The sequence below is a fragment of the Cohnella herbarum genome (genome assembly GCF_012849095.1).
GTDB classification, from domain to species: domain Bacteria; phylum Bacillota; class Bacilli; order Paenibacillales; family Paenibacillaceae; genus Cohnella; species Cohnella herbarum.
Genome location: NZ_CP051680.1, coordinates 6,047,652 through 6,065,017, shown reverse-complemented (window position 1 = coordinate 6,065,017; position 17,366 = coordinate 6,047,652). Strand labels below are relative to the sequence as shown.

12 protein-coding genes are annotated in these 17,366 nt (G+C 52.3%); 4 read left to right on the top strand and 8 right to left on the bottom strand.

Annotation, left to right across the window (positions count from 1 at the left end; all coding sequences use genetic code 11):
- The first annotated feature begins 148 nt into the window (after positions 1-148).
- Entirely contained in the window at positions 149-1,330 is a 1,182-nt protein-coding gene (locus tag HH215_RS25900) for an IS256 family transposase (protein WP_169280657.1), read from the top strand.
- Between the two features lie 325 nt (positions 1,331-1,655).
- On the opposite strand, the gene pyrB is transcribed toward HH215_RS25900, so the two are convergent.
- The 4 genes from pyrB to HH215_RS25880 all read right to left on the bottom strand — a co-directional run bounded on the left by pyrB (position 1,656) and on the right by HH215_RS25880 (position 7,468).
- On the bottom strand, positions 1,656-2,591 hold the full coding sequence (pyrB, locus tag HH215_RS25895; protein ID WP_169282510.1) for an aspartate carbamoyltransferase: 936 nt from the start codon (positions 2,589-2,591) through the stop codon (positions 1,656-1,658).
- 154 nt (positions 2,592-2,745) lie between these two features.
- The gene (gene rnr, locus HH215_RS25890; protein WP_169284583.1) at positions 2,746-5,724 is read right to left on the bottom strand and encodes a ribonuclease R; all 2,979 of its coding nucleotides are present in this window, start codon (positions 5,722-5,724) and stop codon (positions 2,746-2,748) included.
- A 134-nt stretch (positions 5,725-5,858) separates the two neighbouring features.
- Complete coding sequence (secG, locus tag HH215_RS25885) at positions 5,859-6,095, bottom strand: preprotein translocase subunit SecG (RefSeq protein ID WP_169282509.1); 237 nt, start codon at positions 6,093-6,095, stop codon at positions 5,859-5,861.
- 170 nt (positions 6,096-6,265) lie between these two features.
- On the bottom strand, positions 6,266-7,468 hold the full coding sequence (locus tag HH215_RS25880) for a GNAT family N-acetyltransferase (protein WP_169282508.1): 1,203 nt from the start codon (positions 7,466-7,468) through the stop codon (positions 6,266-6,268).
- Between the two features lie 195 nt (positions 7,469-7,663).
- Here HH215_RS25880 and HH215_RS25875 point away from each other — a divergent pair, with 195 nt between their 5' ends.
- On the top strand, positions 7,664-8,254 hold the full coding sequence (locus HH215_RS25875) for a TetR/AcrR family transcriptional regulator (protein WP_169282507.1): 591 nt from the start codon (positions 7,664-7,666) through the stop codon (positions 8,252-8,254).
- A gap of 27 nt (positions 8,255-8,281) precedes the next feature.
- Complete coding sequence (locus HH215_RS25870) at positions 8,282-9,730, top strand: DHA2 family efflux MFS transporter permease subunit (protein ID WP_169282506.1); 1,449 nt, start codon at positions 8,282-8,284, stop codon at positions 9,728-9,730.
- A gap of 101 nt (positions 9,731-9,831) precedes the next feature.
- Here HH215_RS25870 and HH215_RS25865 read toward each other — a convergent pair whose 3' ends face one another.
- The 4 genes from HH215_RS25865 to HH215_RS25850 all read right to left on the bottom strand — a co-directional run bounded on the left by HH215_RS25865 (position 9,832) and on the right by HH215_RS25850 (position 15,935).
- Complete coding sequence (locus HH215_RS25865; protein WP_169282505.1) at positions 9,832-10,596, bottom strand: sugar phosphate isomerase/epimerase family protein; 765 nt, start codon at positions 10,594-10,596, stop codon at positions 9,832-9,834.
- Positions 10,597-10,771: 175 nt separating this feature from the next.
- Positions 10,772-11,632 (bottom strand): aminoglycoside 6-adenylyltransferase, encoded by an 861-nt coding sequence (gene ant(6) / locus HH215_RS25860; protein WP_169282504.1) that lies wholly within the window; start codon positions 11,630-11,632, stop codon positions 10,772-10,774.
- A gap of 34 nt (positions 11,633-11,666) precedes the next feature.
- Positions 11,667-12,791 carry a response regulator gene (locus HH215_RS25855; protein WP_169282503.1) on the bottom strand — a complete coding sequence of 375 codons (1,125 nt, stop codon included), beginning with the start codon at positions 12,789-12,791 and terminating at the stop codon, positions 11,667-11,669.
- Positions 12,792-12,818: 27 nt separating this feature from the next.
- The gene (locus HH215_RS25850; protein ID WP_169282502.1) at positions 12,819-15,935 is read right to left on the bottom strand and encodes a hybrid sensor histidine kinase/response regulator; all 3,117 of its coding nucleotides are present in this window, start codon (positions 15,933-15,935) and stop codon (positions 12,819-12,821) included.
- A gap of 226 nt (positions 15,936-16,161) precedes the next feature.
- On the opposite strand from HH215_RS25850, the gene HH215_RS25845 reads away from it, so the two are divergent.
- Positions 16,162-17,199 (top strand): LCP family protein, encoded by a 1,038-nt coding sequence (locus HH215_RS25845; RefSeq protein ID WP_169282501.1) that lies wholly within the window; start codon positions 16,162-16,164, stop codon positions 17,197-17,199.
- Positions 17,200-17,366: the final 167 nt, after the last annotated feature.

The window sequence follows — 17,366 nt, the reverse complement described above, 5'->3', positions numbered from 1 at the left end:
GCGGAACGGATTTCCGTTATTCCGTGTCCCCAGTCTCCATTCGAGATGATGTAAAGTAGTCTGTGTACCAACATTTGGAGCCTTAACAGGCAACAAAAAAGTAGGGTATCCTCGGGATTACGACATCACCAAGAAGGAGCCCTACTCGATGACTACTATATCCGAAAATGCGTACGACAATCTACTTGAAAATGCTGTAAAAAAGCTGTTGCAGGAGAAACTAGAACTGCTCATGCGTGAAGAAATTAAGAACTACATGCTTAACGAGCAACAGGATCAGCGAAACAGTCGTAATGGTCACTACAAGCGTACGTTCCAAACCCGTTACGGAACCATAAACGAACTCCAAGTTCCTCGCGACCGTAAAGGGACTTTTCAAACACGTTTGTTCCAACCCTACCAACGTAGGGAAGGCTGGCTGGAAGAGGCCATCATTCATATGTACAAAGGCGGAATGAGCACACGCGAAGTTGCCAAGTTCATCGAGAGCATGTTCGGTACTCAGTATTCTCCGACCACCATCAGTAACATTACTCAGACGGTTATGGAGGACATCGAACAGTGGCAGAAGCGCCCGCTAGAGAAACGCTACTCCGTTATCTATTTGGACGGCCTCTATGTTAAGCTCAAACGTAATACAGTCAGTAGCGAGGCTGTTTACTTGGTCATGGGTATCGACGAGAAAGGGATACGTCAAATTCTAGGATTTTACGTCGGTGGCCAAGAGAGTTCTAACGTTTGGAAAGAGGTCTTAATTGACTTAAAGAACCGCGGAGCAACCGAAGTACTAGTTGGCGTTTTTGACGGACTACCTGGACTTGAGGAAGCTTTTCGAGCAGTGTATCCTCAAGCCGATGTGCAGCATTGTATCGTCCATAAAGTGAGAAGTACCTTTCCAAAAATTCGAGTCAACGATAAAACCGAGTTTCTCGAAGATTTGAAGGGTGTATACACGGCATTCGATGGCGATGTAGCTTTGGCGGTCTTCGATGGGTTCAAAGCCAAATGGAGCAAGCAATATCCGAAGGAAGTGAAGTCGTGGGAGGAACAACTCCCGACGTTACTGACCTTCTACAAGTTCCCAGCACTCACACGACCTGCGATTTACACTTCGAACCCCATTGAACGGACGAACAAAGAGTTACGCAAGCGCCTGAAGCCAATGAATAGTCTAACTAACATTGAAGCAGCAGAGAAAATCATCTACCTCCAATCCCTAGACTACAATGAGAAATGGTGCGGAAGAGCAATTCGAGGCTTTGTAGACCCGGACACCAAAGCAGCATTTGAGAAGATGTACACTGAGAAATATTCAAGACAAAGGACATAAAGCGGTAGCTCCCGCGCCTTCGCTTGAGCTACGCGCCTCAAGTCACACGACCTTAAACAAATTGATTTTTTCTATCCATCGTCCCGATGGAAAAACCTACTACACAGACTACTTGACGCTACCCCATTCGAGCAATGTGCAATGGATTAGCGGAAATCCCTGCCGCTATGCGGCGCCGGAAGTGGCGAGACGATGAGTTTAACGGCACGCAGTTCCGCTATCGATGCAAATACCACAGTTCTGTGATGCGCATCCCAAAAATACAAAGAACAACGACGGATATTCTCATCCGCCGTTGCCCTTGATACCACCGTACCTATTCGCATTATTTCCCCTGAGACTCCGTAATGCTCTTGTCGATCAGCGCCATCCGGATGTACAAGCCGTTAACCGCTTGGCGGAAGTACGCGGCACGCGGATCGGAGTCTACTTCTTCCGTAATCTCGCCAGCGCGAGGAAGCGGATGCAGCACGATCGCGTCCTTGTTCATCCGGCTCATCAGATCGGCATCGACGATGAATTGGCCGGACGCCTTCTCGTACTCCTCGACCGATGGGAACCGCTCCTTCTGAATCCGCGTCTGGTACAGCACGTCGATGGAGCCCGCGACCGAATCCAGATCGTTCGTCTCCGCGTAGCGGATGCCCTTCTCGTCCATGTACTTCTTCACGTTGTCCGGAATCCGTACATTATCCGGAGAGATGTAGTACACCATAACATCCTGATAATTCGCCAGAATGTAGCTCAGAGAGTGAACCGTCCGCCCGTACGCGAGATCTCCGACCATCGCGATCTTCAGGCCGTCGATTTTGCCGAATTCCTTGCGAATCGTGTAAGCGTCCAGCAGCGCCTGAGTCGGATGCTCGCCTGCTCCGTCGCCCGCGTTGATAACCGGTACGGTCGCGACTTGAGCTGCCCGCTTCGCCGCGCCGATCTCGGTGTGGCGCATAACGATGATGTCGCTATAGCCGCTGATAATCCGAATCGTGTCCTCCAACGTCTCGCCCTTGATCGCGGAGGAGAATTGAGCGGCGTTCTCCGTGCCGATGACGTTACCGCCAAGCCGGTGCATCGCCGACTCGAACGACAGCCGCGTCCGCGTGCTCGCTTCGAAGAACAACGTCGTCATAATTCGACCTTCATGTCTTCTATCCCCGCCGCGCGCGACGATTCCTTCCATCTCCCGCGCCGCGTCGAATAGTCTTTCCAGCTCGTCTTTCTCGAACTGTTTGGCTCCAAGCACATGATAATACTGCTTCATATTCGTTTGCCTCCCCGACGTCACTCCGTACACACTAAGTACTATCCTATAAGATACGGCGAAGTTTGTAAAATGGTTTGCGCGGTCATTTCGGGCCAATCTTTCGACGAAAAAAGAGCCTCCCGGCAATTTCGTCCGGAAGACTCTGTCCTGCTTATTCTTTGGGCTTTTTACGCTTGCTCGGCTTATTCTCTCCGCCCGATCTCGGTACCGAAGCTTCCGCTTTGGTGAACGGTCTTGGAGGACGTTTGTTTCCTCCGCTAGCGCCGCCGGCGCCATTGCCTCCGCGACCTTTGCGCAACCCGGATGACATGCCGCCATCCGTACCATCGTCGATTGGCTTATAGTTACCGGAACGTGGAAGTCCCCACATATCGAGCTTGCCGCGTCTAGCCGGAGCCGATGCGGAACCACCAGAACCGTTCGCGCTAGTACCAGTACCCGAATCCGATCTTGCATCTGATCTTGTTTCTGCTCTAGAATCCGGTCTCGATTCCGATCTCGGATTCGAACCCGGGGCTCTACCGCCTGTCGATCTATTCGCGCCCGAAGAGGTCGACGAACCGTTCGCTTCCGCAACGATACCCTCGCGATCTCCGTCGCGACCTTTGCGCTTCGAAGTTCGTCCGGCAGCATTACCCGCCGCTTCCACAACCGCACTTACAGGCGTCGCCTGTATGCCAATCGACTCCGCAGAAGGCTCCCGCACCGGCAACGTTCCATTGCCGATCGGCTTCTTCTTCCGCTTGCCTCCCTTGCCCGACGGCGCGTTGCCGCCGAACTTGCCGCCATCGCCGGCGCTCGCGCCCCGATCGTCCGGCCGCACGCCTTTAGCGCCGCCGCCCGGCTTACCGCCGCGCCCGCCGCGACCGCGGCCTCCGTCGCCGCCACCGCCGACGCCAACGAACCGACCCGCCGCGTTCAGCTTCTTCCGCTTCCGGTCGAAACCGCCCGGTCCGCGCGCGTCGACGAAACTCACGCGGCTGCCGCTACGCGACTTCATGTCGACCATCTCGAAATCGATCGTATGGTCGCTCATGTTCACGCGGCCGACGCGGATTTTCACCTCGTCGCCGATCCGGTATATCTTCGACGTGCGCTCGCCGATCAATGCCATATGAAGCTCATGGAAATGGTAGTAATCGTCCGTCATATCGCTTAGACGAATTAAGCCTTCCACTGTATTTTCCAGCTCGATGAACATGCCGAAGCTTGTTACGCCGCTAATAATGCCGACGAACTCTTCGCCGATCTTGTCGAGCATGAACTCGGCCTTCTTCAGCTTCTCGGTATCCCGCTCGGCATCGACCGCTACGCGTTCGCGCTCCGAAGATTGGGAAGCGATATCCGGCATCCGCGCGTTCAATGAATCGAAGCGATTATCCGGCAAAGTGCCGCCGTTCTCCAGCACCTCGCGCATAACGCGATGGATAGCCAAATCCGGGTAACGACGAATCGGCGAAGTAAAGTGAGAGTAATATTCCGCAGCCAATCCGAAATGTCCGAGACTTTCCGCGTCGTACTTCGCTTGTTTCATCGAACGCAGCATCATCGTGCTGAGCACGGTTTCTTCCTTCGTGCCTTGAATCTCTTCGAGCAACGTCTGAAGCGCCCGCGGATGCACGGTATTTCCTTTGCCGCGCACGGCATAACCGAAATTGCCCGCGAACTGCATGAACGTCATCAGTTTCTCGTTAGAAGGCTCCTCATGAATCCGATAAATAAACGGAACCTTCAACCAGTGAAAATGCTCCGCTACCGTCTCGTTCGCCACGAGCATGAATTCTTCGATGATCTGCTCCGCGATCGAACGCTCCCGCTTCACGATCTCGATCGGCTTGCCCTGTTCGTCGACGATAACCTTCGCTTCCTGGAATTCGAAATCGATCGCGCCGCGGCGCATCCGCATATCGCGAAGCCCCATTGCCAGCTCGCGCATCAGCTTAAAAGTATCCACCAGCTCGGAGTATCGCTCCGTCACTTCCGGATCCTCGTCGTTCAATATTTTACGGACGTTCGTATAAGTCATTCTCTCCGTCGTCCGTATAACGCTCGTGAAAATATCATGGCGAACCTGCTTCATCGTCCCCGGCTCGAATTCCATCTCGCAAGACATCGTCAGTCGATCCACCTGCGGATTCAAGGAACAAATTCCGTTGGATAACCGGTGCGGAAGCATCGGAATTACCCTGTCCACCAGGTAGACGCTGCAGCCCCGATTGTAAGCTTCTTCATCCAGCTTCGATTTCTCGCGCACGTAATAGCTCACGTCGGCGATATGAACGCCCAGCACAAGATTTCCGTTAGCCAATCTTTCCACGTTAACCGCATCGTCCAGATCTTTGGCATCTTCGCCGTCAATCGTTACGATGACTTTATCGCGTAAGTCGCGACGCCCTTGTTGCACGATCTCCTCTTCGGTAATCGTATCGGGTGCCGCATCCGCTTCCTCGAGCACGTCGCCCGGGAAACTTTCAGGCAAGCCATGCTTGCGGATGATGCTGAGGATATCGACTCCCGGATCATCTTTGTGGCCGAGAACTTCGACGATCTCGCCTTCCGCCGCGGAACGTCCTTCCGGATATGTAAGGATGTTAACGACGACCTTCTGTCCGGTCACCGCGCCCTTGAAACCTTCGCTGCGGATAAAAATATCCTTATTAATCCGTTTGTCGTCCGGTACAACGAAGCCGTAGCTCTCGTGATTCTGGAAAACGCCGACGACCTGCGTCACCGCCCGCTTCACGATGCGAACGATCTCGCCTTCCAGCTTGCCGTTCTCGTTCTTGGCGGACACACGCGCCAGCACGATATCCCCGTTCATCGTCCCCTTCATGTCGTTGGCATGAATGTAGAGATCGGGATGCTCTTTGTCATCCGGAATCAAGAACGCAAAACCTTTCGGATGGGATTGAATTCGTCCCCGCAGCAAATTCATCCGTTCCGGAACGCCATAGCGATCCGTACGGGTTAGCAGAATCTTGCCGTCTTGCTCCATCTCGGTCAGCAAGCGAAGGAAAGCTTTGAATTCAACGGCATCCTCTATGCCGAAATGCTTTTCCAATTCTTTATAAGTTAACGGTTTATAGGCGGTTTCCCGCATGAAATCGAGCAGCTCCTGCTCTGTGCACATCGGCATCCGTATCACCTCGTCCTACGTATAGTATACACACTTTGCGTCCTCGGCAACCGGATGTACCTGCCCGCCTCATGCGCATTCGCACAAAAAAAGCAGGAAGCTCGCGCTCCCTGCCTGATCTCATCCCGTTAGTTTTTCACGAAATAAGCAACCACCAAAGAAAGGATGAAGAAACCGACCGCCAATCCGATCGTCAAGCGTTGCAAGAACAAATCGATACCGCGGGCCTTCTGTTTGCCGAACAGCTGCTCTGCTCCGCCGGAGATTGCGCCCGACAAGCCTGCGCTCTTACCGCGTTGCAGCAGAACGACTGCAATAAGTCCTAACGAGAAAATAACCAAAATTATTTTAAGAACGACGTCCATCGTTTACACCTCCCAAATCCCGTTACAAAAACAGTATTTTCATTTTATCACAATGCCCATCGGGTTGACAACCATCGCTTTAAAAGACAACAACTTACATTGTTCCCCTATTCTAAGATAAATCGCCAGGTTCCGCCCAGCTTCCCCATTTTCCCCCGACTAAGCCGTCTTTAGAAGAAATCCATCAGATGCGTCGTCCGTTCGGAAATATGTCGTTCCAGCAACTTCACTTTAGCCACAGGTCCGCTTATTCGCCCGACTTCCCGCAAGAACGACGGCTTCCGATTGCCCAGCAGCATCGCCGTCAACGCTTGAATATCGCAAGACACCGCTTCCCCGCTTGATGCTGCTTGCTCGTACGATTGGCCTTCAAGCCTCTCCAACCTTGCCGAACCTCCAGCGCTCCAAACCAAGCGGAAAATACCATTGTTCCACGGCGCATGAGCATCCGATAAGTTTATCGCGACCTCTTCCTCCCGTTCGCCTCCGGCACTCTCATCCCAAGCATATTCCCGTACAAAAGCTTCCGCATCCACGATCCGCGACATGAAATACGGAATCACCTCCTGCTTGATCCGGGGGTCGGATAATAGGAACGGCAGCGGATCATCGATCGGCGCGATTAACGTGACCTCGTCGATCATTGAATCGTGATTGGCGACAAAAGTCCACAACGCCGTGCGCGAAGCTTCATTCGTGCTTACCCACTCGTGAATCGTCATTTTACCGTCCGCGATCTGGTAGAAAACATACCCTTCCGGTTGACCGTTCTCGTTGGAATAGACGGCAAAAGCGCCCGATTTCTTCAAAATCCGATTCTCCCACCAATCCTGCGTCCGAACCAGGTTTCCGCTATAACGCGAGGCGTACGATGAGTAGACGGCGTTCAGAATCTCGATGTCCGGTTTCATCATCCGCTTCACTTGTCCCGGCGTTTCTTGGCGCGCTGGCAGTTGTTTCGTTTCGATCGAATATTTCTTCCGTTCGACGGTCATTTCGTATCCATATTTGCGGTAAAAAGGAAAAGCGAAAGGGTGCAGCATACTGATCGTTTGGCCGTTCTTTCTCATCGTATCGAATCCGTGCACGAGAAGCTTGCTTACGCATCCCCGCCTTCTCGCTTCCGGCCAGGTCGCAACGCCCGCTACCCCGCCCATGGCCAGCTTCCGTCCTTGAACCCATGCTTCCAAAGGAATGATCAGCATTGCGGACAGCAGCTCTCCCCGTTCGTCGAATGCGCCCCAGTCCTGCTCCGGACGATAGTTAAGTCGCTTGGACTCCTTCTCTTCCGGCGTTAAATGATATTGAAACGCGAATTGCGATAACGCCGTCCTATCCTCGAATTCTTCCGATCTTAACTGTCTGATTTCCATTGCGCCTTGCCCCCAATCCTATTCGTTCGCTCCCTCTATATTAACAAAACGTCGATCTACATGTAACTGCCCAATGCTACGGGGTCATCCTATTCTTAATACTCTTATGAATAAATTCCAGTTGACTTTATCCGCGTTTTTCTGGTTTTATTATATAGACCGATCGCTATAATTTCTAAAAAAGGAGGGTTTCCCTTGCGGGAGAAAACGAATTCTCGCGAAGTGATCGTCGAGACGGCCGCGGGATTGTTCAACAAACAAGGATTTCACGGAACGGGACTAAACCAGATCATCAAGGAAAGCCAATGCCCGAAGGGCTCCTTGTATTACTATTTTCCGGAAGGCAAAGTGGAATTGGCTTTGGAGTGCATCCGCCATACGAAAAGCCTCGTCGCCGCAAAATGGAATCGCTTGTTCGCGGCCCACGAGCACCCTGCGCAAGCGATCCAACTGTTCGTAGAAGAGACGGCGCAAGAGGCGGATCAAACAAACTTCGAATGCTTCCTCCCGCTCAGCTTCTGGACGGCGGTAGAAGCTTCTTACATTAACGAGAGGCTTCGAGAGGCTTGGCAGGACGTGTTCTTAACGTGGCAATCGATCGTATCCGAGGCGCTGCAACGGATCGGCATCGCCGAATCCCAAGCGGACGAGACGGCCATGACGGTCATTTCCCTGCTCGAAGGTTCGCTCCACTTGGCGCTGACCGCGAGAGACACTCGGCCGATCCTGAACGCTTCGAAACATGTGCGGTTATATCTCGACAACGTGCTCGCCCAACAACTATAGACAGATATTCGGAGGTAGGAGCATTTCATGGAGGCAACCATACATCAGCCTGCGCAAGACGGAGCAGGCAAACCTTTCAAAGTCGTACCCATTATGATCGCTTTGCTCATTAGCGGCTTCATCGGCCTGTTCAGCGAAACGGCGCTTAACGTAGCGCTAACCGATCTCATGGAATTACTGAGCATTACCCCTGCTACCGCGCAGTGGTTGACCACGGGTTATTTGCTGACGCTCGGCATTCTCGTTCCCGTGTCGGGTTTTCTTCTGCAGTGGTTCACGACTAAGCAATTATTCGTTGCGTCGCTAGCTTTCTCTATTCTCGGCACCCTCACGGCCGCGCTCGCTCCGAGCTTCGAGGTTCTTCTGATCGCGCGGGTCATTCAAGCGATCGGAACGGCGATTATGCTGCCGCTTATGTTCAATACGATACTCGTCATCTTCCCGGCGGAGAAACGCGGCGCCGCCATGGGGATTATCGGCCTCGTCATTATGTTCGCTCCGGCTATCGGACCTACGATGGCCGGACTTCTCATCGAGAAGCTTAGCTGGCACTGGATCTTCTGGTTGTCGCTTCCGTTTCTCGCGATCTCCTTGCTGTGCGGCATCCTCTTCATGCAGAACGTCTCTAAAATCACGAAGCCGAAGATCGATCTCTTATCGATCGTGCTTTCCACGCTCGGCTTCGGCGGAATCGTGTTCGGCTTCAGCAGCGCCGGAGAAGGAGAAGGCGGCTGGTCCAGCGCCAAAGTTATCGTTTCCTTAGCGATCGGTATCGTCGCCCTGATTCTCTTCTCCGTGCGTCAGCTTAGGATGAAGAATCCGATGATCAACCTGAGGGCATTCAAGTTCCCTATGTTCGTCATTGGCGTCGCCACCGTTTTCATCTGTATGATGATCATTCTGTCCTCCATGCTCGTGCTGCCGATCTACTTGCAGTCCGGCTTCGGCATGACCGCCTTCTCGGCGGGTCTGCTTATGCTCCCGGGCGGTATCGTCAACGGGATCTTGTCCCCGATCATGGGCAGGCTCTTCGACAAATACGGTCCCAAATGGCTTGTCCTTCCGGGTTTCCTTATCGCGGCGTCCGCGCTCTGGTTCTTCTCGGACGTTACGCCGGCTTCGACTTCGGCGCTAATCATCGTTCTGCATTCTTGCCTCATGATCGGGATTTCCATGATTATGATGCCGGCGCAGACGAATGGATTGAACGAGCTTCCGCGCGAGTTCTATCCGGACGGCACGGCCATCATGAACACGTTGCAACAGGTCGCAGGAGCAATCGGTACGGCACTCGCCGTAAGCATCATGTCGGCCGGTACCTCGAGCTACATGAAGACGGCGAACAATCCGAATCCGATCGACGCCCTGACTTCCGGCGTGCAGAACGCGTTCCTGTTCGGCATGATCGTCGCCTTGGCAGGCCTCGCGCTATCGCTGTTCATTAAGCGCGTCATCGTTAAAGGCCATAAACATTAAACCGCGTTAAAAGATTCGAAAAGCAAGAAAGCCAGCCGACGAGGGCTGGCTTTCTTGTTGCGGAATAACTTTCCGTTCCGGGTCTCCAGAGCCGTCGCTCCTTAAATCCAGCCGCGTTCTTTGAACCAAACGTAGTTCAATTTCGCGCTCTCTAACGAGGATACGTCGTATCTCTCCTGCTCGATGATCACGTACTCTACGCCAGCCGCTTCGCAAGCCGACAACGCCGAATCCCAATCGACCGATCCTTTGCCGATTTCCGTATCCGTGCCGTCTTCTTTGAAATCTTTCGCGTGGACGACCGGAAGACGTCCTGCGTATTTTTTCACGTATGCCGCAGGGTCTTGACCCGCTACCTTCACCCAACCGAGATCGAATTCCGCGAATAACAAATCCGCTGAAACTCTTTCGAAAATATGATCGATGACGAGTTTGCCTTCTACGGGCTTGAATTCGAACGCATGGTTATGATAACCGAATTGCAGGCCGGAATCCGTAACGATTTTAGCCGCTTGCTCAAGCGTGTCCGCCATTTTGTAAACGTCGTCCAACGTCGGATTGTCGCCAAGAGGGTAATAAGGCACGATAAACCGCTTCAAGCCCAACTCCAAGCTGTATTCGATTTGTTTCTTCAGATTATCCCAGATCGCGGCATCGTTAACGCTTAACCCGATGTGCGCGGACGGAGCGTTCAAACCGGCATCGTCCAGAGCTTGACGAACTTCCTTCGCCGAATGGCCGTAGTAACCTGCCAACTCGACATTCTTATAACCGATTGCTCCAATCTCCTTGATCGTGCCTAGGAAATCCTTCTCGCTGCGATCGCGAACGGAGTATAATTGAATGCCTACTTGCGGTTTGCTCATCTTATTCCCACCATCCCTATATATTGGGTCTTCGCCTACTGCTTTCTATTATAGCCCGTTGAATGCGTTATCACGATAAGGGTTTTTGTCCTCTTTATATGCATTTTGGAGATTTCGGGTCCGCATAGCCATCCGTATGACTTTCCGAATCGCATCCTCTTGCCCTTAAGTCAATTTATAGCGCCTTTATTGAATGATAAATATGATTCGTATACTTGGTGATAGCTTCATCGTAAGAAGGGTACTTATATTCAAGACTTTCCGCCACGGCTTTAGAATATTTTCTGAATAGCTCGTAACACGCGAACAAAGACTGCCACATGTTCGGGTAGCCATTCTCGGAAAAAGTCGAAAGCAGATCGTCCCAATCCGCTTTTGGCAGGTAACGATTAATAAATTTATAGTTTTTCCCCACGCTGAAGGCGTAACCTTGCTCCGATCCGATCTGCCAAGCCATCATTCTCAACAAATTAGGCCGGGCAACCTCATTTAAGTGGTCGATCGCAAACAGGATTTCTTTTCTCGCTAACCCTTTAACTACGTAAGTAGAAACCATCCAGAACTCATTGCAACAATCGTCGAATTGTCTTGCGGTCGGCTGTTTAATCCAATACTGGCGGTCGTCTGCGGACACTTCGTTCGGGATGAGAGCATCTTTATCAAGCAAAACTTCGACTAATCCGTCGCTATTACTGAAGTAATCCTCAACTTCGTTAATCGGAATAAGGGTCAGGTCTAATTTATTTCCATCTTCAAAAAGAATGATATACGAAAACCAATTTCCTAATTCCGACGGAAAAAGTTCCATGTCCTCGGGCTTTTGCATCATCGCACGCGTGCCGAAAATATCGAGCCATTGATCGGTTTCTTTGAAGGAATCCATATCCGTCACGAAATAAGAAACGTCGTAATCTTGGAATTCGTCAGGGGAAATGTTTTTGTTCGTACGCGACCCTTCCAAAGTAACCAATCGGATTCTACTGTCATTCATAGCAAAATCTATAAACAAATTCATCATTTCTTGTTCGCTTCTCAATACAACAGTCCCCCCCCATTCTAACTTAATTCGCTTAGTTAATAGAAAGCTCCTTCATCATCTCTCGAATCTGATCTGACGGCGCGAGACCAAGCTCTTCCGACAACAGCCCGGCATACTTGTCGTAATGGCTTCGAAACAACCCCAGTTCCCCGCTCTTCGAATACAAACGGAGAAGCTCAGCGTTCATCTTCTCGTCCAGCGGCGCATAGGACAAATACGCTCGCAGCATTTCCTTCGCGGCGGTTTCGTCCCCCGATCGGCGGTAATAATCCGATAGCTTGCTGGCAAGGGAAGCTTGTTGCTGGAAGATCTCCGCTTCTAAGCCCGCGCTCCACGCATAGTCTTTGCCGGCAAACAATGCGCCCCTTGAAGATATAAGCAGCTTCGTACCTTCAACCGCTTTTTCTTCGTCAATCGAAGCCGCGCCCTTCATAAAATCCCGAAAGAGCTCCAAATCCGTGAAGATAGGAGGCTTTCGCAGATCGTAGCCTTCGCCGGAATGCGTCAATTCTACCGCTATTCCCGCTTCCCTTAACGCCTTCTTCAGACGATAGACCGTATTATGCACGTTATGCAACGCCCTGCTCTCGTCCAGATCCGGCCAAAGGAGGTCTGCCAAATGCCACTTGCCCGCAATCCGGTTCGGGTAAACCAACAAATAAGCGAACAGTTCCTCCGTCTTTCGCGTAGGCCAGCTCATCAGGCTACCGTCCGACAGCCTCGTCTCGAACGTACCCAAGCAACGAACGGTCGGTTCCTCCGTCGCGGCGGCATGAGGCGGGGGCATGGAGTGAAGCGCATGATTTTTACTTAATCGGGATACCACCCGCTCGATCGCATCCGGAGTGACGGGTTTCAGCAAATAATCGACCGCGCTTACCCGGAATGCCTCGACCGCATACTGGGGATAGGCAGTCGTAAATACGATCTGTACCCGCTCGTCTATTGCTTTCAGTTTGTCCGCAAGCTCGATGCCTCCCATCCGTGGCATCTCCACATCAAGAAAGGCGGCATCCGGCTTAATCTCCTCATAAGCCGCCAACGCCGCCGCAGAGCTCGTGAAAGTTCCAACAATCGTTAGCGAAGGATGTTGTCCGACCAGTCTTGCCATTAAATCCAGTATCGGTTTCTCGTCTTCCACGATCATGACGCGCATGGCGCCCCCTCCTTCCTATGCTAGCTCCTACCCCGCAGTTTGATCCCCGTGTTCCATCTTCGGCAAAAAAACAATGACCTTCGTCCCCTGTTCCAGAGCGGAGTCAACGGTCACGCTCGCGCCGGGGATCGCCAGAAGCCGCCTTCTCACGTTCGTCATGCCGATGCCCGAATCGTCGGGCCGATCGCCCGTATTAAGCCGATACAGCATATCGTCCGCCATGCCCACGCCGTCATCGGCGATATCGAATCGAACGTAGCCGTTTCCGTCCGTAATCGTCAGCGTGACCGTTCCTTGTCCTTCCTTCTCGAACAGGCCATGCCGGATCGCGTTCTCCACGAACGGCTGAATGCTGAGCGAAGGAATCCGTAAGTCGTCCAACCCGGGGTCGGACAGGAGTCTGAACTCGAAGCGATCCCCAAAACGGGCTTTCTCGATCTCTACGTAAGCTTGAATCAGCTCCAACTCCATGCTCAGAGGCACATGCATGGAATGCAAGTCCCGCTCGAACACGAACCTTAAATAGCGACTCAACATCGATAGCAAGTACGCCGCCTTTTCCCCATCGGTGTAACAAAAAGAAATAATGCTGCTAATCGCGTTATATAGAAAATGGGGCTTAATCTGAGCTTGCAGGAAAGCCATTTCGCTCTTGAGCGCTTGATCCATCGACGTCTTCATCGACAAGAGCGTGCGTACCCGTGCCGTTAGAGTCTTCGGATCGAACGGCTTGGCGATAAAGTCGTTGCCGCCGGAACGGAAACATAATTCGATGTCATGCAGCGAATCCTTGACGGTTGCGAACAAGATCGGCAGGTCGATCACCGAACGCGTTTCCCTGACGTTCCGGCACAGATCGATTCCCGACATCTCCGGCATCATGACGTCCAGAATCATCAGATCGATGCGCGGGTGATCTTCCAGCTTCCGCAGCGCTTCCCTAGCCGAGAACGCCGTCAGCACGTTGTAATCCTCGCCAAGCAAATTCAATAAGATGCGAATGTTGGACGCTTCGTCGTCGACGATAAGCACCGTATGCTCGCGACGCTCATCCACGATGTCCAAGCCGGATAGCGAGGCAGCAACCTCTCTCCGAGCTTGTGACGCCGCTTCCCGTTCCCTCCGAACGGCTTCGCCTTCATAAGCTGCAGGCAACGTAAACGTCATTCTCGTCCCTTGCCCCGGCTCCGACCATTCCACTCCGATCGTCCCGCCCATTCTTTCCACGAGCTGGCGGCTGATGAACAACCCCAACCCCATACCCGTATAACCGTCTTGCGGCAATGAACGGTCCGCTTGCTCGAAATAGCCGAATATCGCTTCGCGGCTCGTTTCCGGGATGCCGATTCCGGTATCTTCGACGGAAATTGCCGCGTGACCCCCGGTTTGCCGGGCGGAGATTTCGATCCGGCCGCTCTTCGTATGCTTGATCGCGTTATGAATCAAGTTGTACAGCACCTGACGAACCCGATTCTCGTCGCCTTTCACGAGCGTATTGGGCTCGATCCGGTTAATCCAGCGTACGTCCTTGCCCGCGAGTTCGAATTCGAGCACCTGGAATGCCGTTTGAGCGACGACGAAGACGTCAAGCACCGTTTCCTGAAGCCGAAGCTCCCCATGCTTCAACTGCACGACGTCCACCAGATCGTTCACGAGCGCCGAAAGCTTCGTCGACGTATCTTGAATGAGCGTTAGCTCGCTGCGTTGCTTGCCCGTTAACTCCCCGGCCTTCTCCTCCAGCAGATAGGAGGCGATATTCTGGATTCCGTGAAGCGGCGTCTTCAGCTCGTGGGACGTATTCGCGAGGAATTCGTCCTTGAGCTGATCCCTGAGAATGAGCTGCTCCGTCAGTTTCTCGGTCTGATCCGTCGCGTTGTTAAGCCGTAACGCAAGAAGCGTGTTCATGAAGGCGATGACCGCGAGCATCGCGACCCTACGCCCGACGTCGGTCTCCACCCAACCATAATAGTAAAACAACCCGAAAACGAAGATCATGACGATGGACAGCAGCATACCGCACAGCAGCGCGATCTCCTTGCGATTGAGCAATTCCCCATCCTGTTTAAAGTAGAGGCGAACAGCCCTATAGAAGTAGAAGGCAACGACTAGCAACACATAATTCCAATTCCAATCTCCAAGCGCTTTATATATACCGGTAGGTAAAGCAACGGCCGCCAACATAAAAAGGGCGATAGGCGAGAGCAGCAAGCGCAGGTGCCATTTGCCGAGCAGTTTTCCATCAAGATGATGGAGGAAAAAGCCGAGAATCGCCATGTTGGACAAACCTACGAAATCGTATATCCTATAGCTCGCATCGTAAGGAACCCACGGCCAAAGCTGAAGCAGCAGCTTATCCCCGAGCAAGGCCAACATCACCAACATCGTCAAAAAAAAGAGGCCGCTGTATAAGTACGACTTATCCTTCCTTCGCATCGTATAAATGCTAATATGGTAACCGCCGAATAACAGCAGGATGAATATGCCCGACAGTTCCGTACCGTAGATGACATTAGCCGAACGAAGCATGTTTGCTTGCGTACCGAACAGAACATCTTCGAAGCCGCCGCCAGTTGGATAAGTATGGTCGGCGACCTGGATAACAATCTCGATTTCCCGGTCATCGGAATCGAAAAAAGCCGTGTAAGGCGTGTTCCCCGGCTCGTAATCGGCCTTGTCGATCGCCGGATTGCCGCTGTGACCCTTCGGGTCGCCGTTAACGAACAACTTGTGGGAGTTAAGAATGTTCATAGTTTTAATCCCGAAGCTTCCTTTTTTTTCCTTCAGCTTCACCGTTAGGCGGTACGTCCCGATGTCCGGCTCCTCCGATGAATCTAACGGATTTATTCCGTACCAGGCGTTCGGAATTTCGACCTTGACGCTTGCGCCTGCATTTCCCGCGCGAAAATCTTCCGGAGAGAGCAGCTTGTCCGGATATAGCTCCCATTCCCCGTCCAGTCTCATGATCCCTTGTTCGCGCAAATCCCATTTGCTCAGATCCAGCACGCCTTGGACGGCGACAGGAGCATCGCTATTCGGAACCGTGAATTTGTAGATGCCCAGCAGAAGCGCGATCGCCAAGAGCGGGATCACCGTAATGGCCAATATTCTGTTCAGTAACGTAACGCCGCCCTTCAAGCTCTTCACCGCCGTCCTCCTCTTTTCTATCCAGTGACCAGCATAAACCCACCCGCTCACAAAAATCTCCCAAAACGCTTCACCGATACTTCCTAGATTATCATAGACCCTTCGACATGAATACGGATGCCAAGCCTCTCAATTAATTAGAAGAAATTTCTGTATACTGGAACAACTTTCCACGCCTTTACATCGTATTATTGATGACATGGACTCGGAAAGGATGAACGACCGAATGGATCAATCTACCGAATCGACCCCGCCCTCCGCTCCACCGCTACTCAAAAAGATGCTCGCAAGGATCGGCAAACGACGAATGATTCTCTACAGCGCCTTAGGCGTAGTTCTTATTCTCGCGTCCATCGCTGCCTATTATATTTATTCTCTCTACTCTTTCGCCGATAAAATCTACGTCAAGCCGGAAGACAGCCAACCGACCGCGGTCATTCCGACGGATGGCAGCAGTCCTTTGCCGGTCGCCGTCATCGAACCGCCCGAATGGGTCGGAGACGAACGAATCAACATTCTCCTGCTCGGCGGAGATTCGCGCGGCGTCAAGGCCACCTCCAAGCCTCGTTCGGACACGATGATGGTCGTTTCCATAGATCCCGTCGACAAGAGCTCGCATATGTTCTCGTTACTGAGAGACACCTATTTAGAAATCCCGCAGCGCGGCTCCAACCGACTGAATGCCGCGATTACGATGGGCGGACCGTTGCTTGCGATGGAGACGGTGAATACCTTGCTCGATTTACCGATCCACTATTACGTGTATACCGATTTCGAAGGGTTTATCTCCCTGATCGACGAGCTCGGGGGCATCGATTTCGAAGTCGACAAAGCAATGAACCGAACCGACAATCGCGACGATCCGAGATATAACATCAAACTGGAAAAGGGCTTGCAGCACCTCGACGGCTTAACCGCTCTACAGTATGTGCGTTACCGCAGCGACGCCTTATCCGACTTCGCGCGCTCGGATCGGCAACGGAAGTTTCTAAGCGCCATCGCCAATAAACTTCAGAGCACGACCTCGCTGCTGAAGCTGCCTCAATTGTTGAACGGCGTCGCTCCCTATATCGAGACGAACATTCCTCCCAGCGATCTGATCAAGCTGGCGCGACTAGGAATGAAGCTCGACACGAGCAAACTGACGGGAATCCAGATTCCTCAATCGGGCGCTTTCACGGAAGAGAGAATTAACGGCATGGACGTACTCGTTCCCGATATCGGGAAGATTAAGAGCTATGTTCAGGAGCAATTGGGTTCTTGAGATGGGCGGAAGAAATAGCGGGAATTATTTCATTTAAAACGATAAAAAGGACGGATCGCGCATAAGCGCAAGGATCCGTCCTTCTTGTTGTCGCGATGACTGACTAAGTTGTCGTGGTTTTGATGCTCTAGTTGTACGATCTTGATGCGATTGCCGAGTATAACGAG

Excerpts from the sequence above, each read along its gene's own strand:
- HH215_RS25845 (WP_169282501.1), top strand. The coding sequence starts at position 16,162 with ATGGATCAATCTACCGAATCGACCCCGCCCTCCGCTCCACCGCTACTC.
- HH215_RS25900 (WP_169280657.1), top strand. The coding sequence starts at position 149 with ATGACTACTATATCCGAAAATGCGTACGACAATCTACTTGAAAATGCT.
- HH215_RS25855 (WP_169282503.1), bottom strand. The coding sequence starts at position 12,791 with ATGCGCGTCATGATCGTGGAAGACGAGAAACCGATACTGGATTTAATG.
- rnr (WP_169284583.1), bottom strand. The coding sequence starts at position 5,724 with ATGTGCACAGAGCAGGAGCTGCTCGATTTCATGCGGGAAACCGCCTAT.
- HH215_RS25865 (WP_169282505.1), bottom strand. The coding sequence starts at position 10,596 with ATGAGCAAACCGCAAGTAGGCATTCAATTATACTCCGTTCGCGATCGC.
- HH215_RS25870 (WP_169282506.1), top strand. The coding sequence starts at position 8,282 with ATGGAGGCAACCATACATCAGCCTGCGCAAGACGGAGCAGGCAAACCT.
- secG (WP_169282509.1), bottom strand. The coding sequence starts at position 6,095 with ATGGACGTCGTTCTTAAAATAATTTTGGTTATTTTCTCGTTAGGACTT.
- pyrB (WP_169282510.1), bottom strand. The coding sequence starts at position 2,591 with ATGAAGCAGTATTATCATGTGCTTGGAGCCAAACAGTTCGAGAAAGAC.
- HH215_RS25880 (WP_169282508.1), bottom strand. The coding sequence starts at position 7,468 with ATGGAAATCAGACAGTTAAGATCGGAAGAATTCGAGGATAGGACGGCG.